The 13,059-nt window shown below is 69.7% G+C and carries 10 protein-coding genes and 1 pseudogene; all 11 read left to right on the top strand.

Going from position 1 to position 13,059, the window contains the following annotated elements; translation table 11 throughout:
• Window positions 1-18 precede the first annotated feature (18 nt).
• The 11 genes and pseudogenes from DEU34_RS07720 (at window position 19) to metK (ending at window position 13,058) form a co-directional block, all read left to right on the top strand.
• Entirely contained in the window at window positions 19-1,575 is a 1,557-nt protein-coding gene (locus DEU34_RS07720) for a Rieske 2Fe-2S domain-containing protein (RefSeq protein ID WP_121149496.1), read from the top strand.
• A gap of 202 nt (window positions 1,576-1,777) precedes the next feature.
• Window positions 1,778-2,314, top strand: a pseudogene (gene pyrR, locus DEU34_RS07725) (bifunctional pyr operon transcriptional regulator/uracil phosphoribosyltransferase PyrR); the annotation flags it as partial.
• Window positions 2,315-2,321: 7 nt separating this feature from the next.
• Window positions 2,322-3,326, top strand: a complete 1,005-nt coding sequence (locus DEU34_RS07730) for an aspartate carbamoyltransferase catalytic subunit (RefSeq protein WP_121149498.1) — start codon at window positions 2,322-2,324, stop codon at window positions 3,324-3,326.
• Window positions 3,323-4,633 (top strand): dihydroorotase, encoded by a 1,311-nt coding sequence (locus DEU34_RS07735; protein ID WP_121149499.1) that lies wholly within the window; start codon window positions 3,323-3,325, stop codon window positions 4,631-4,633. Before DEU34_RS07730 ends, DEU34_RS07735 begins: the two co-directional genes overlap by 4 nt.
• Window positions 4,630-5,127: a hypothetical protein gene (locus tag DEU34_RS07740; protein ID WP_121149500.1), complete on the top strand. Its 498-nt coding sequence runs from the start codon at window positions 4,630-4,632 to the stop codon at window positions 5,125-5,127. The genes DEU34_RS07735 and DEU34_RS07740 overlap by 4 nt, the downstream gene beginning before the upstream one ends.
• Window positions 5,124-6,278 carry a glutamine-hydrolyzing carbamoyl-phosphate synthase small subunit gene (gene carA, locus DEU34_RS07745; protein ID WP_121149501.1) on the top strand — a complete coding sequence of 385 codons (1,155 nt, stop codon included), beginning with the start codon at window positions 5,124-5,126 and terminating at the stop codon, window positions 6,276-6,278. The genes DEU34_RS07740 and carA overlap by 4 nt, the downstream gene beginning before the upstream one ends.
• Entirely contained in the window at window positions 6,278-9,565 is a 3,288-nt protein-coding gene (gene carB, locus DEU34_RS07750) for a carbamoyl-phosphate synthase large subunit (RefSeq protein ID WP_121149502.1), read from the top strand. The genes carA and carB overlap by 1 nt, the downstream gene beginning before the upstream one ends.
• The gene (gene pyrF, locus DEU34_RS07755; RefSeq protein ID WP_121149503.1) at window positions 9,562-10,416 is read left to right on the top strand and encodes an orotidine-5'-phosphate decarboxylase; all 855 of its coding nucleotides are present in this window, start codon (window positions 9,562-9,564) and stop codon (window positions 10,414-10,416) included. Before carB ends, pyrF begins: the two co-directional genes overlap by 4 nt.
• On the top strand, window positions 10,409-11,308 hold the full coding sequence (gmk, locus tag DEU34_RS07760) for a guanylate kinase (RefSeq protein ID WP_121149504.1): 900 nt from the start codon (window positions 10,409-10,411) through the stop codon (window positions 11,306-11,308). Before pyrF ends, gmk begins: the two co-directional genes overlap by 8 nt.
• 157 nt (window positions 11,309-11,465) lie before the next feature.
• The gene (rpoZ, locus tag DEU34_RS07765; protein WP_116646616.1) at window positions 11,466-11,729 is read left to right on the top strand and encodes a DNA-directed RNA polymerase subunit omega; all 264 of its coding nucleotides are present in this window, start codon (window positions 11,466-11,468) and stop codon (window positions 11,727-11,729) included.
• Window positions 11,730-11,864: 135 nt separating this feature from the next.
• Complete coding sequence (gene metK / locus DEU34_RS07770; protein ID WP_121149505.1) at window positions 11,865-13,058, top strand: methionine adenosyltransferase; 1,194 nt, start codon at window positions 11,865-11,867, stop codon at window positions 13,056-13,058.
• Window position 13,059 lies beyond the last annotated feature (1 nt).

The raw sequence follows: 13,059 nt of genomic DNA on the forward strand, positions 1-13,059 counted from the left end.
CAGACACGAGAGGTATCCATGCGCATCACAGGGCTCGGGCACGCGGGAATGTTCATCGAGACGGCGGGCGGCAGCATCCTCTGCGACCCTGTCATCGGTCCGAGCTTCTTCGGTTCGTGGTTCCCGTTCCCCGACAATCGCGGGCTCGACTGGGAGCGCTTCGGCAAGGCCGATTTCCTCTACATCTCGCACCGTCACCGCGACCACTTCGACCCGGCGCTGCTGCGCAGATTCGTGCCCACCAGCATCCGAGTGCTTCTGCCCGACTATCCGACCGACGACCTCGAGTCCGACCTGCGTGCGCTCGGCTACGACAACATCGTCTACACCCGCGCGGGGGAGCCCCTGGAGTTCGGCGACCTGAAGCTCATGGTCACCCCGTTGCGGGCTCCCAGCGACGGCCCGATCGGCGACTCGTCGCTGAGCGTCGACGACGGCACCGCCAGCGTGCTGAACCAGAACGACTCGCATCCGCTGGACCTCGAGAAGCTGTTCGTGTTCGGCAAGCCCGATGCGTACTTCACCCAGGTCTCCGGCGCCATCTGGTGGCCGATGGTCTACGACCTGCCGCAGGACGCCAAGCAGAACTTCGCTCAGCTCAAGCGCGACGCGCAGAACAAGCGGGCGATGTACTACATCGACAAGGTGGACGCCGAGCACGTGTTCCCGATGGCCGGTCCGCCGATGTTCCTGCGCGAGGAGCTCTTCCGCTACAACGGAATCGGGCTCGAGAACGACTCGATCTTCACCGACCAGAGTCAGTTCCTCGCGCACATGAGCCAGCAGCGCCCGGCGCAGAAGGGCTATCTGTTCGTTCCGGGCACGCAGGTCGACGTGCATCACAGCGAGGTCGAGGTCTCCCAGACGCTGTTCACCGACGAGGAGATCGAGCGGATCTTCACCGACAAGTGGACCTACCTCGCCGAGCAGCGCGACAGCCGCCAGGCCGAGGTTCAGGCGGAGGAGGCCTCGCGGGCCGAGGTGCTGCCGCCCGCCGAGATGCTCGCCGCGATCAAGGAATGGTGGGAGCCCCTCATCCGTCGGGCGCGCACCATCCGCAACGGCGTGGGCGGCAACGTGCGCTTCCGCATCGGCGAGCTCGACATGGTCGTGGACTTCCCGAAGGCCAAGGTGCGCGAGTACGCGGGGGAGGAGTGCGTGTACTGGTACACGATCCCCGCCGATCTCGTCTCGACCAACATCCGCGACCACGAGATCGACTGGTCGAACTCGATCTTCCTGTCGATGCAGTTCTCGGTCGGCCGCAGCGGCAAGTTCAACGAGTTCCTCACGACGTTCCTCAAGTGCCTCTCGCGCGATCGCATCGAGTACGTCGAGAACTGGTACGCCGAGCAGTCCGACCAGACCGAGGACGCCGAGATCGGCGGTTGGACCGTGCAGCGCCGCTGCCCCCACCTGCGCGCCGACCTGACCAAGACGGGCAAGATCGAGGACGGCGTGCTCACCTGCAGCCTGCACGACTGGAAGTGGGACCTGACCAGCGGCAAGTGCCTGACGACCCAGGGCCACCCGATCCGCGCGAGCCTCGCCGACGCATCCATCCCCAGCGCCTGAGCCCGACGCCGCCCTCATACACGCCTATCGGCCGACACATCACGCCAGGCGGGGTGTATCGGCCGAATCGGATGTATCGCGGGGGCGGCGGGGGCGGCACATCGCGGAGCCGACGGCCCGTGAGCGCCACCGTGACCGGGTAGGCTGAGAAGAGCACCACAGCAACCTTTAACACCGTCCAGAGAGGCGGAGAAGGGAGCGGCGGATGAGCACGCGCACCGTGCTTCATGAGGCCGACATCGCCCGTGCGCTGACTCGGATCTCGCACGAGATCCTCGAGTCGAACAAGGGCCCCGACGATCTGGTCGTCCTCGGCATCCCCACCCGCGGCGTCACGCTCGCCCATCGCATCGCCGCACTCGTCGGCGAGTTCGGCGGGGCGGAGATCCCCGTCGGAGCGCTCGACGTGACGATGTATCGCGACGACCTGCACCGAAACCCCACCCGCACCCCGCAGCCGACCGAGATCCCGCCGGGCGGGATCGACGGCAAGGTCGTCGTGCTGGTGGACGACGTGCTCTTCTCGGGCCGCAGCATCCGCTCGGCCCTCGACGCCCTGCAGGACATCGGTCGCCCCGCGGCCGTGCGCCTGGCGATCCTCGTCGACCGGGGCCACCGCGAACTGCCCATCCGTCCCGACTTCATCGGCAAGAACCTGCCGAGCGGGCGCGACGAACGGGTCAACGTGCGCCTGACCGAGCACGACGGCGTCGAAGCCGTCACGATCGAGGGGCGGTGACGGGCGCATGAGGAACCTGCTCGATACTCGCACGCTCTCCCGAGAAGACGCGCTGCGCATCCTCGACGTCGCAGAAGACATGGCCGACACGCAACGGCGCGAGGTGAAGAAGCTCCCGACGCTGCGCGGCAAGACCGTCGTCAACCTCTTCTTCGAGGACTCCACCCGCACCCGCATCTCGTTCGAGGCGGCCGCGAAGCGGCTCTCGGCCGACGTCATCAACTTCTCGGCCAAGGGCTCGAGCGTGTCGAAGGGCGAATCGCTCCAGGACACCGCGCAGACCCTGCAGGCCATGGGGGCGGATGCTGTGGTGATCCGCCACGGCGCGTCGGGAGCCCCGCGAACCCTGGCCACGAGCGGGTGGATCACCGCGGGTGTCGTCAACGCGGGAGACGGAACCCACGAGCATCCGACGCAGGCGCTGCTCGACGCCTTCACGATCCGCAAGCGCATGTTCGGAGACGACAGTCGCGGACGCGACCTCGACGGCCTCGCGGTGACGATCGTGGGCGACGTGCTGCACTCGCGGGTCGCACGCTCGAACGTCTGGCTGCTGAACACCCTCGGCGCCTCGGTGACCCTGGTCGCGCCGCCGACGCTCGTTCCGCAGGACGTGTCGACGTGGCCGGTGCAGATCGTCTACGACCTCGACGAGGCGATCGGCCGGGGCCCCGACGCGCTCATGATGCTGCGCATTCAGCTGGAGCGCATGAACGCCGCCTATTTCCCCACTGAACGGGAGTATTCCCGGCGGTGGGGGCTCGATGCGCGGCGTGCGGCGGCCCTTCCGGACGGTAGCATTGTGCTGCACCCCGGGCCGATGAACCGGGGTATGGAGATCTCCGCCGAAGCCGCCGATTCGCCTCGCTCGACGGTGCTCGAGCAGGTCGCGAACGGTGTGTCGGTGCGGATGGCCGTGCTCTACCTGCTGCTGGCAGGGGAGCGCGCCGAGAACGCAGGCAGCGCAGGGAACACCCGCAGCGCAGGGACTGACAGGGAGGACGCACGATGACCGGAGTCCTGGTTCTTCGCGGAGCGAGCATCGAGGGCGCAGCGACGGCCGACATCGTGCTCGAGGACGGCGTGATCGCCGAGATCGGCACGGGCCTGTCCCGCGCCGGCGCGACGGTGGTCGACGCGGAGGGCCTCGTCGCCCTGCCCGGCCTCGTCGACCTGCACACCCACCTGCGCGAGCCCGGGTACGAAGCATCGGAGACCATCCTCACCGGCTCCCGCGCCGCGGCGGCCGGGGGATACACGGCGGTGTTCGCCATGCCGAACACCTCGCCCGTCGCCGACACGGCCGGCGTGGTCGAGCAGGAGCTCGCACTCGGCGAGGCCGCCGGGTACGTCCACGTGCAGCCCATCGGCGCCGTCACGGTCGGGCAGAAGGGCGAGCGTCTCGCCGAGCTCGGCGCGATGGCCGACTCCCGCGCCCGCGTGCGGGTGTTCAGCGACGACGGTTTCTGCGTGTGGGATCCGCTCATCATGCGGCGAGCGCTCGAATACGTGAAGGCGTTCGACGGCGTCGTGGCGCAGCACGCCCAGGACCCCCGGCTCACCGAGGGCGCGCAGATGAACGAGGGCTCGGTGTCGGCCGAACTCGGGCTCACCGGGTGGCCGGCGGTCGCCGAGGAGTCGATCATCGCCCGCGACGTGCTGCTCGCCGAGCACGTCGGCTCACGTCTGCACGTCTGCCACCTCTCCACCGCGGGATCGGTCGACATCATCCGCTGGGCGAAGAAGCGCGGCGTCGCGGTCACCGCCGAGGTCACGCCGCACCACCTGCTCCTCACCGACGAGCTGGTGCGCGGGTACGACGCGCGGTTCAAGGTGAACCCGCCGCTGCGCCGCGAGGAAGACGTGATGGCCGTCCGCGAAGGACTCGCCGACGGCACGATCGACATCGTCGCGACCGACCACGCCCCCCACCCCTCCGAGGCGAAGGCGTGCGAGTGGCAAGCGGCGGCGAACGGGATGGTCGGGCTCGAAAGCGCCCTGCGCGTGGTGCAGCAGGCCGTCGTCGACACCGGGATGCTGACGTGGGGCGATGTCGCGCGGGTCATGTCGCGGACACCCGCCCGCATCGGCCGCCTCGCCGACCACGGCACGCCGCTGACGGTCGGCAGCCCGGCGAACGTCACCCTCTACGATCCGCGCGCCGCGCGCACCTTCGACACGGCCGATCTGCGCGGGCGCAGCACGAACTCGCCCTACCTCGGACGCCGGCTCCCCGGCGACGTCCGCTGGACGATCCACCGCGGTCGCGTCACGGTCGCCGACGGCGAGCTGCGCGACGATCCGGGGGCCGCGCTATGACCCGCGAAGCGCTCCTGACCATCATGATCGGGCTCGCCCTGGTCTGCCTGGGCCTGCTCGCCTGGTCGTGGTGGCGCCGCGCGCGTCGCGACGCGGCGTACCCGGCACCGTTCGGCGAGCTACCCGACGACGCCCGGACCGTGGCGACGTTCACCACCCTCTACGTCGCGACCACCCGTCACGCGGAGCCGCTCGAGCGCCTGGCGATCCGCGGCCTCGGATTCCGCTCCCGTGCCGAGATCACGGTGACCGACAAGGGCATCGCCCTCGACCTCGCCGGCAAGCCCCGCATGACGATCACCCCCGACCGTCTCGTGGATGCAGCGCAGGCCACCGTCGCCATCGACCGCGTGGTCGAGCGCGACGGCCTCACCCGCATCACATGGCGCGTGTCACCCGACACCCTCGTGGACTCGTACATCCGCCCGCAGGAGGCATCGGCACGCCAACTCGCCGACGCCATCCGCCCGCTCCTCCCGACAGGAAACGCATGACCGCCACGCCCCACACGGAGTCCGCCGTCCTCGTCCTCGAAGACGGCACACGCTACGTCGGCCGCGCCTACGGCGCCGTCGGCACGACCCTCGGCGAGGTCGTCTTCGCCACCGGCATGACCGGCTACCAGGAGACGCTGACCGACCCCTCGTACGCCGGACAGATCGTTCTGCAGACCGCGCCCCACATCGGCAACACCGGCATGAACGCCGAAGACCGCGAGTCGCGCCGCATCTGGGTCTCGGGCTACGTCGTGCGCGACCCCTCCCGCGTGGTGTCGAACTGGCGCTCCGAGCAGACCCTCGACGTCGCGCTCGACACCGACGGCGTCGTGGGTATCAGCGGCATCGACACCCGTGCGGTGACCCGACGCATCCGTTCCGTCGGATCGATGCGCGGCGGGATCTTCTCCGGCGACGCCGCGAGCATCGACGCCGAGGAGCAGGTGCGCATCGTCCGCGAGGCACCCGAGATGACCGGTCTCAACCTCTCCGCCGAGGTGTCGGTGAGCGCGGCCGAGGTCACCGAAGCGACGGGGGAGAGGATCGGCGCCCTGGCCGTGCTCGACCTCGGCGTCAAGCAGGCGACGATCGTCAACCTCGCCGCCCGCGGGTTCGACGTGCACGTGCTCCCGCAGAGCGCGACCATCGACGACATCCGCGCGATCGATCCGGTCGCGGTGTTCTACTCCAACGGACCGGGTGACCCCGCAGCATCCGACGACCACGTGGAACTGCTGCGCGCCGTGCTCGATGACCGCCTGCCGTTCTTCGGCATCTGCTTCGGCAACCAGCTGCTCGGCCGCGCCCTCGGCCTCGGCACCTACAAGCTGCCGTTCGGTCACCGCGGCATCAACCAGCCCGTGCTCGACAAGACCACCGGCCGTGTCGAGATCACCGCGCACAACCACGGTTTCGCCGTGGACGCGCCCCTCGACGGCGACTTCGAGAGCCCGCACGGCTACGGACGGGTCGAGGTGAGCCACGTCGGGCTCAACGACCAGGTCGTCGAAGGCCTCCGCGCCCTCGACATCCCGGCGTTCAGCGTGCAGTACCACCCGGAGGCCGCCGCCGGCCCCCACGACGCCAACTACCTCTTCGATCGGTTCCGTGACATGGTCATCGCCGCGAACACGAAGGACAACAACTGATGCCCAAGCGCGACGACATCCGCTCCGTCCTCGTCATCGGCTCCGGCCCGATCGTCATCGGCCAGGCGGCCGAGTTCGACTACTCGGGCACCCAGGCCTGCCGCGTGCTCCGCGAAGAGGGGGTGCGTGTCATCCTCGTGAACCCGAACCCGGCCACCATCATGACCGACCCCGATTTCGCCGATGCCACCTACATCGAGCCGATCACGCCCGAGATCATCGAGACCATCCTGATCAAGGAGAAGCCCGACGCGATCCTGCCGACGCTCGGCGGGCAGACGGCCCTCAACGCCGCGATGGCCCTGCACGACCGCGGCATCCTCGAGAAGTACGGCGTCGAGCTCATCGGCGCGAAGGTCGACGCGATCCGCAAGGGCGAGGACCGCCAGGTCTTCAAGGAGCTCGTGCTCGCCTCGGGCGCCGACGTCGCCGCATCCGTCATCTGCCACACGATGGACGAGCTCCTCGCCGGCGCCGAGAAGCTCGGCTACCCGCTCGTCGTGCGGCCCTCGTTCACCATGGGCGGACTCGGCTCGGGCTTCGCCTACGACGAGGCCGATCTGCGCCGCATCGGCGGCGCCGGTCTGCACGACTCGCCCACGACCGAGGTGCTCCTGGAGGAGTCGATCCTCGGCTGGAAGGAGTACGAGCTCGAGATGATGCGCGACACGGCCGACAACACGGTCGTCGTCTGCTCCATCGAGAACGTCGACCCCGTGGGCGTGCACACGGGCGACTCGATCACCGTGGCGCCCGCGCTGACCCTCACCGACCGGGAGTACCAGAAGCTCCGCAACATCAGCATCGACATCATCCGCGCCGTGGGCGTGGACACCGGCGGATGCAACATCCAGTTCGCCGTCGATCCGGCCACCGGGCGCATCATCGTCATCGAGATGAACCCGCGCGTCTCGCGCTCCTCCGCCCTGGCGTCGAAGGCCACCGGCTTCCCGATCGCGAAGATCGCCGCGAAGCTGGCGCTCGGATACCGCCTCGACGAGATCCCCAACGACATCACGAAGGTCACCCCGGCCAGCTTCGAGCCGACCCTCGACTACGTCGTGGTGAAGGTGCCGCGCTTCAACTTCGAGAAGTTCCCGGCCGCCGACGTCACGCTCACGACCACCATGAAGTCGGTCGGCGAGGCGATGGCGTTCGGACGCAATTACGCGACCGCCCTGCAGAAGGCGCTGCGCTCGCTCGAGAAGCGCGGATCCAGTTTCCACTGGGGCGAGGAGCCGCGATCGGTCGACGAGCTGCTGGAGGTCGCCAGAACGCCCACCGACGGCCGGATCGTCGTGCTGCAGCAGGCGATGCGCAAGGGCGCGACGGTCGAGCAGGCCTTCGACGCCACGGCGATCGACCCGTGGTTCCTCGACCAGATCGTACTCATCAACGAGGTCGCCGAGACGATCCGCACCGCCGCCGAACTGGATGCCGACACCCTCCGCCTCGCGAAGGACCACGGTTTCAGCGACGTGCAGATCGGTCAGCTGCGCGGCGAGAGCGAGGCCGAGGTGCGCGGAGTGCGGCACGGTCTCGGCATCCGTCCGGTCTACAAGACCGTCGACACCTGCGCGGGGGAGTTCCCGGCGCTCACCCCGTACCACTACTCGAGCTACGACTCCGAGACCGAGGTCGCCCCGTCCGACCGCACGAAGGTCGTCATCATCGGCTCCGGCCCGAACCGCATCGGCCAGGGCGTCGAGTTCGACTACTCGTGCGTGCACGCCTCGTTCGCGCTGTCGGACGCCGGGTACGAGACCATCATGGTCAACTGCAACCCCGAGACGGTCTCGACCGACTACGACACCTCGGACCGCCTGTACTTCGAGCCGCTCACGCTCGAGGACGTGCTGGAGGTGCTCCACGCGGAGGCCGCGTCGGGCACGATCCTCGGCGTCATCTGCCAGCTCGGCGGCCAGACGCCGCTCGGCCTGGCGAAGGGCATCGAGGAGGCCGGGTACACGATCCTCGGCACCTCGCCCGAGGCCATCGACCTGGCCGAGGAGCGCGAGCTCTTCTCGCGCCTGCTCGACGAGGCGGGCCTGATCGCCCCTCGCAACGGCACCGCCATCGACGTGGACGGCGCCGTGGTCATCGCCGAGGAGATCGGCTACCCCGTGCTCGTGCGGCCGAGCTTCGTGCTCGGCGGTCGCGGCATGGAGATCGTCTACGACACCCCGAGCCTGCGCGACTACTTCGTGCGCGTCGCCGACCAGGCCATCATCGGCCCCGGACTGCCTCTGCTGGTCGACCGCTTCCTCGACGACGCGATCGAACTCGACGTCGACGCGCTCTACGACGGCACCGAGCTCTACATCGGCGGCGTGATGGAGCACCTCGAGGAGGCCGGCATCCACTCCGGCGACTCGAGCTGCACTCTGCCGCCGGTCTCGCTCGGGCGCTCCGACATCGACCGGGTGCGGGTGGCGACCCTCGCGATCGCGGAGGGCGTGGGCGTGCGGGGCCTGTTGAACGTGCAGTTCGCCATCTCGGCGGGCGTGCTCTACGTCATTGAGGCGAACCCCCGCGCCAGCCGCACGGTCCCCTTCGTGTCGAAGGCCCTCGGCATCCCCCTGGCGAAGGCTGCGGCACGCATCATGTCGGGCACGTCGATCGCCGACCTGAAGGCGGAGGGCCTGCTGCCCGTCGCCGACGGTTCGCGCGTGCCGCTCGACGCGCCCGTGGCGGTGAAGGAGGCCGTGCTCCCGTTCAAGCGCTTCCGCACCAAGGAGGGGCACATCGTCGATTCGGTGCTCGGCCCCGAGATGCGCTCCACCGGCGAGGTCATGGGTATCGACCGCGACTTCCCGACCGCCTTCGCCAAGAGCCAGGAGGCGGCCTACGGCGGCATGCCGCTGTCGGGAACCGTCTTCATCTCGGTCGCCGACGCCGACAAGCGCGCGGTGATCCTCCCGGCCCACCGCCTGCAGGAGCTCGGATTCGAACTCATCGCGACGGAGGGCACCGCCGAGATCCTTGCGCGCAACGGTATCCGCGTGCGCGTGGTGAACAAGTACTCGGCGACCCAGGAGTCGGGGGAGACGAACATCGTCGACCTGATCAACGCCGGCGAGATCGACATGATCGTCAACACCCCGAGCGGCGGGCTCGCCCGCGCCGACGGATACGAGATCCGCGCAGCCGCGGTCGCCGCCGACAAGGCGCTGTTCACGACCATGGCGGTGCTCGGCGCGGCCGTGAGCGCCCTCGGAGTGCTCGGCGAGGGCTTCGAGGTGCGCAGCCTCCAGGAGTACGCAACCGACCGGGCCGCACGACTGTGACCACGTTCGGCCAGCGACTCGCCGGAGCGCTCGACGAGCACGGCGCGCTCTGCGTGGGGATCGACCCCCACGAGGCGCTTCTGAAGACCTGGGGGCTGGATGCGTCGGCCGACGGGGCCCGCGAGTTCGGGCTGCGCGTGGTCGAAGCATCCGCCGGTCGCGTGGGGATCGTCAAGCCCCAGGTCGCGTTCTTCGAGCGGTACGGCTCGAGAGGCTTCGCGGCGCTGGAGGACGTGATGGCCGCCGCACGCGGCGCCGGCCTCCTCGTGATCGCCGACGCCAAGCGCGGCGACATCGGCTCGACGATGGAGGGCTACGCCTCGGCGTGGCTGGAGCCGGGCTCGCCGTTGGAGGCGGACGCGGTGACACTCAGCCCCTACCTGGGGCCCGACTCGCTCGACAAGACGCTGAAGACGGCGCTCCGGCACCGCAAAGGCGCGTTCGTCCTCGCCGCGACGAGCAACCCCGAGGCCGCGGTCGTGCAGCAGGCTCTGGTCGACGACGATGCTCCCACGGAGGGCCAGCGCGTCGCCGAGCGGGTGGCCCGCGACGTGGGGTCGATGAACATGGGCCTGCCCGGGGCGCTCGGCTCCATCGGCGTCGTGGTCGGCGCCACGGTCGACCGCAAGGCGTTCGGTCTGACCGACATGGTGTTCGCCGGCACGCCCATCCTCGCGCCGGGTTTCGGTGCGCAGGGCGCCGACCCCGCCGACATCCCGCGGCTGTTCGGCTACGTCGCCATGAACGTGATCGCCAACGAGAGCCGCAGCATCCTCGCCGTCGGCCCCGACCGGCTCGCCGACCGCATCGCCGAGCGCGCCGCCCTGTACCGAGGAGCCGACCGTGGCTGATGCCCCCCGACCGCCCGAGGTCGACCGGGTCGCCGCATCCCGTCGCGCCGTCGCCGCTCGGCGCGCCCGCGCGGCGCTGAAGCGCGACGTCGCCACCCGGGTGATCAGCCCGCAGGAACTGCTGCGCCGCGCGCTGGCCGATCCCGAGTCGGCGGCCGGCGCCATGCGCGTGACCGACTTCCTGACGGCCATCCCGGCGATCGGGGAGGGCAAGCGCGATCGCATCCTCGCCGATCTCTCGATCTCGCCCGTCAAGCGCCTCGGCGGCCTCGGCGCCCGCCAGCGCCGCGCCCTCGCCACCTTCCTCGATTCCCGCTGGCCCGAGCCCGGCCCGCGCGCCGGTCGCAGCCGGCTCGTCGTGCTCGCCGGACCGACCGCGGTCGGGAAGGGCACGGTCGCCGCGCACATCAAGGAGCACTACCCGGAGATCCATCTGTCGGTCTCCGCCACCACGCGACCGCCCCGGCCGGGCGAGATCGACGGCGAGCACTACTACTTCGTCGACGACGCCGAGTTCGATCGCATGATCGCCACCGGAGCGCTGCTCGAGTACGCGACCGTGCACAACAAGTACCGCTACGGCACGCCCCGCGAGCCGATCGAGCGCGTTCTCGACGGCGGGGGAACGGCGCTCCTCGAGATCGACCTGCAGGGAGCCCGGCAGGTGCGGGCCGCCGACCCCTCCGCGACGCTCGTGTTCCTCCTGCCGCCGAGCTGGGACGAACTCGTGCAGCGGCTCGTCGGCCGTGGCACCGAGGATGCCGAGGAACGGGCCCGGCGCCTGCGCACCGCGCGCGTCGAGCTCGCCTCGCAGAACGAGTTCGACTACCGCGTCGTCAACGACGAGGTGCCCGCCGCGGCCGACGCCGTCGTGGCGGTCGCCGCGCACTGACTCGTCGAGAGTGCCCGTGTACGCCGTCGGTGCCCGCGATCTCGGGCACGAATGGCAGGAAGGGGCACTCTCGGCTGCCGGGTGGCGGAGGCGGTAGACTGAGGGGATGCTTCGGCGCCTCGCGCGCCGCATCCGTCACCGAACCAGGAGGTTCCGCATGCCGACTCGTAACCAGGGCATCATCGACCCGCCCATCGACAGCCTTCTCACCAAGGTCGACTCGAAGTACCAGCTCGTGATCTACGCGTCGAAGCGCGCCCGCCAGATCAACGACTACTACTCCGACCTGCACGAGGGCAACCTCTTCGACAACGTCGGCCCCCTGGTCGACTCGACCGTCGAGGACAAGCCGCTGACCATCGCGCTCCACGAGATCCACGAAGACAAGCTGCGCCTGCGCGCTGTCGAAGAGGCCGTCTGAGCGATCGCTCTGCGCAGCGATCTCCCCTCCGCGCCGCCCCGGCGGCGTGGATGACGAAGTAACAAGGGCCCCGGGCCGGCTGTCGGCCACCCGGGGCATACTTGTGCCATCCCCGACCCGCCGATCAGGAGCACCATGACCGAGCTGCGGCTTTTCACGTCCGAGTCCGTCACCGAGGGGCACCCCGACAAGATCTGCGACCAGATCTCCGACAGCATCCTCGACGCCATCCTCCGCGAAGACCCCACGGGCCGCGTCGCCGTCGAGACGCTCGTCACGACCGGGCTCGTCCACGTCGCCGGCGAGGTCTCGACCAGCGCCTACGTCGAGATCCCCGCGATCGTCCGCGACGTCGTCAACCGCATCGGCTACACCTCCAGCGAGACCGGCTTCGACGGCGACTCCTGCGGAGTGAGCATCTCTATCGGTGCGCAGTCCTCCGACATCGCCTCGGGTGTGAACAAAGCCTTCGAGCAGCGCGAGCGCGGCTCGATCGACCCCCGCGACGAGCAGGGTGCCGGCGACCAGGGCATCATGTTCGGCTACGCCACCACCGAGACGCCTCAGCTCATGCCGATGGCGAGCTGGACCGCGCACCGCATGGCCGAGCGCCTCGCCTCGGTGCGCAAGTCCGAGCAGCTGCCGTTCCTGCGCCCCGACGGCAAGACCCAGGTCACGCTCGGCTACGACGGCCAGGTACCGAAGACGGTGGAGTCGGTCGTGCTGTCCACCCAGCACCACCCCGGGGTCTCGCAAGAAGACCTGCGCGAGCGGGTGCGCGCTGAGATCATCGACCCGGTGCTCGAGCAGACCGGTCTCGACCTGCCCGACGTGAAGTACTACATCAACCCCGCCGGCCCCTTCGTCGTCGGCGGCCCGAAGGGCGACGCCGGCCTCACGGGGCGCAAGATCATCATCGACACCTACGGCGGAGCCGCGCGTCACGGCGGCGGGGCGTTCAGCGGAAAGGACCCCTCGAAGGTCGACCGCTCGGCCGCCTACGCCATGCGCTGGGTCGCCAAGAACGCGGTCGCGGCGGGCCTCGCCGACCGGCTCGAGCTGCAGATCGCGTACGCGATCGGCAAGGCGCAGCCCGTCGGCCTCTACGTCGAGAGCTTCGGCACCGGTCACATCGACGACGACGCGATCACCCGTGCCGTGCTCGAGGTGTTCGACCTCCGGCCGAAGGCGATCATCGATCGCCTCGACCTGCTCCGCCCCATCTACGCGCAGACCGCCGCCTACGGGCACTTCGGCCGCGAGCTTCCCGACTTCACGTGGGAACGCACCGACCGTGTGGAGGAGCTGCGCGCGGCCGCAGGTCTGTGAG

This window comes from Microbacterium sp. AG1240 (genome assembly GCF_003635115.1).
In the GTDB taxonomy this organism is placed as follows: domain Bacteria; phylum Actinomycetota; class Actinomycetes; order Actinomycetales; family Microbacteriaceae; genus Microbacterium.

Excerpts from the sequence above, each read along its gene's own strand:
- DEU34_RS07720 (WP_121149496.1), top strand. The coding sequence starts at position 19 with ATGCGCATCACAGGGCTCGGGCACGCGGGAATGTTCATCGAGACGGCG.
- DEU34_RS07730 (WP_121149498.1), top strand. The coding sequence starts at position 2,322 with ATGAGGAACCTGCTCGATACTCGCACGCTCTCCCGAGAAGACGCGCTG.
- DEU34_RS07735 (WP_121149499.1), top strand. The coding sequence starts at position 3,323 with ATGACCGGAGTCCTGGTTCTTCGCGGAGCGAGCATCGAGGGCGCAGCG.
- DEU34_RS07740 (WP_121149500.1), top strand. The coding sequence starts at position 4,630 with ATGACCCGCGAAGCGCTCCTGACCATCATGATCGGGCTCGCCCTGGTC.
- carA (WP_121149501.1), top strand. The coding sequence starts at position 5,124 with ATGACCGCCACGCCCCACACGGAGTCCGCCGTCCTCGTCCTCGAAGAC.
- carB (WP_121149502.1), top strand. The coding sequence starts at position 6,278 with ATGCCCAAGCGCGACGACATCCGCTCCGTCCTCGTCATCGGCTCCGGC.
- rpoZ (WP_116646616.1), top strand. The coding sequence starts at position 11,466 with ATGCCGACTCGTAACCAGGGCATCATCGACCCGCCCATCGACAGCCTT.
- metK (WP_121149505.1), top strand. The coding sequence starts at position 11,865 with ATGACCGAGCTGCGGCTTTTCACGTCCGAGTCCGTCACCGAGGGGCAC.